Below are 1985 nucleotides of genomic sequence, written 5' to 3'. Positions count from 1 at the left end.
GAGCCGTGCACGAGCAGTTCGATCACCCGCCTGTCGTCGACGGCCGCTTGTTGCGCTGCGTCGAGCAGTTGCTGCTGCCACGTCATGAGCTGATCGTGGCGGGTGACAGCTTCACGGTCATCCCGCGGTGCGTGCGGGCGCACGGTCATCCCGCGGTGGGCTTCAGGTCAGGTTCAGGCCGGCCGACGGAAGAGTCCGGTCAGCAAGAAGTCCTGCCCAAACAGCGGCGCGTCTGCAGGTTGAGCCTGCATCGGCCGGATCTCGACGACCTCCAGGTCGCTGAAGAGCCAGCGCAGGTCCCCCGGGGTAAAGGCCAGCCCTCCCTCCAGCCCACCGCGCAGGTACAGGTGCTCGTCCGGGACGGTCGTGCCCATCGCCGGGCTCGCGAAGCAGGCCAGGCCGAACAGACCTCCGGGCGCGAGGACGCGGTCGAGCAGTCGCCGGTAGCTGACCCGCCGGTGCGGGGGGAGGTGGTGCAGGCAGCCGGAGTCGTACACCAGCTCGTAGGGTCCGGTCAGGGCCGCACCGCCGGAACCGAAGGCGTCGCCGTGGTGGAAGGCGACGTGCCCACCGCCGGCTCCGGTGTGATCTCCGCGTTCAGCCCGTTCGCGGGCCCACTGCACGGCACGCCGCGAAAGGTCGATGCCGTCCACGTCGAAGCCGCGGCCGGCCAGGTGCAGGGCGTTGCGGCCTGGGCCGCAGCCCAGGTCCAGGACGCGACCGGTGGTGAGCAGTCCGCGGTCGAGGTAGCTGACGAGGTTCTCGTCGGGCTTGTCCTCGAAGAAGGGGACGGGCTTGGTCCGGTCGTCGTAGAAGCTGTCCCACCACTGGCCGCCGGCGCCGGGGGTCCAGCGGTCGGCGGTGGCCTCGAACAGGAAGTCCATCAAGGTCAGGACGTCGTCGATGGATCGGACGTGCCGCGCGTCTGGCTCGGCGTTCACGGGCGATCCTCCTCGGGTCGAACTGGCCAAACCATCTTCGCGGACGGACTGTCCGTGCCGCAGGAAGCACGCCGAACGACCGCACGGTCATCCCGCGATACGGGCAGTCGTCGGAGGCGGGCACTTCACGCGCCTGACGATGCCCCGCGGTGCGCGACTACCTGTTGAACACCGCCCGGCAGATCCAGAAGGCCAAGGCCGCCAGACCTCCCCAGCTGAGCGCCCCAAAAGCGAGGAGGAAACAGACGAGGGGACCCCACAAAGAGCCGTCCACCGAGTTCTGCGCGTGCTGCAGCCACGCGGCCCCCGCGATGAGGAGCAGGACCCCCACGGCGAGACCACCAAGGGCCGCCGACCTCAACGGAGCAATGCGTCTGTCGGTGTCGCTGGCCCCGGCGGCGTCCTCGTCGGTCCACTGGTGCTGGCCACTGGCGTCGCTCATGGTCGCCATCTTGGCCAAGGAATAGCGTGACGACTGGGTAATCGGGGAACGAGTGCAGAGCCGACGACTTCACGGTCATCCCGCGGTGCGCGCGATCATGCTCGCGGGCGAAAGCTGATCTTGATGTCGTCGATGACGTTGGTCGACGAGACCCACCACCGGCGCGCGGGCCGCGCCTGCACGATCACCCGCTGGACTCCGTCCGGCACGACGAACGACAACCGCGCCGTCACCGTGTACCCATCCCGCGTCCCCGTCTGACGCACCTCCATCAGGTGCTCCCCGACAGCGATGGGCAAGCGGATCGGGCGGTAGACGGTCACGATGTGGGATCCGACGGGCTGACCATCCAGGTAGTAGGTCAAGCCTCCCCCGCGCCAGGAGGTCATGCCCATGCGCCAGCGCGTTAGGCCAGTCTTGATCGTTAGCTTGGGCACTGCGTCAGGATGCCCTCTCGTGCGGCGAGGTCCGGGCGACTTCACGGTCATCCCGCGGTGCGCGCGACGGCACAGCTACCTTCCCGCCGAGGTCAGACCCTCTCCTCGTCGAGACGGAATCCGTAGTCGGTGTCGGCCAGCCACTGCAGCAGTGAGTCACCGTCA

Annotated in this window: 3 protein-coding genes; all 3 read right to left on the bottom strand. The window is 68.6% G+C overall.

The window, feature by feature from the left end; translation table 11 throughout:
* Positions 1–173: 173 nt before the first annotated feature.
* A complete protein-coding gene (locus tag AB1207_RS24395) occupies positions 174–884 on the bottom strand; it encodes a class I SAM-dependent methyltransferase (protein WP_367641430.1) in 711 nt (236 codons plus the stop codon).
* Between the two features lie 214 nt (positions 885–1098).
* Positions 1099–1383, bottom strand: a complete 285-nt coding sequence (locus AB1207_RS24390; RefSeq protein ID WP_367641428.1) for a hypothetical protein — start codon at positions 1381–1383, stop codon at positions 1099–1101.
* 95 nt (positions 1384–1478) lie between these two features.
* Entirely contained in the window at positions 1479–1820 is a 342-nt protein-coding gene (locus AB1207_RS24385) for a hypothetical protein (protein WP_367641426.1), read from the bottom strand.
* Between the last annotated feature and the right edge of the window lie 165 nt (positions 1821–1985).

Origin of the sequence: Kineococcus endophyticus (assembly GCF_040796495.1) — a bacterium.
Lineage (GTDB): Bacteria > Actinomycetota > Actinomycetes > Actinomycetales > Kineococcaceae > Kineococcus > Kineococcus endophyticus.
This window is presented reverse-complemented; position numbering and strand designations above follow the sequence as displayed.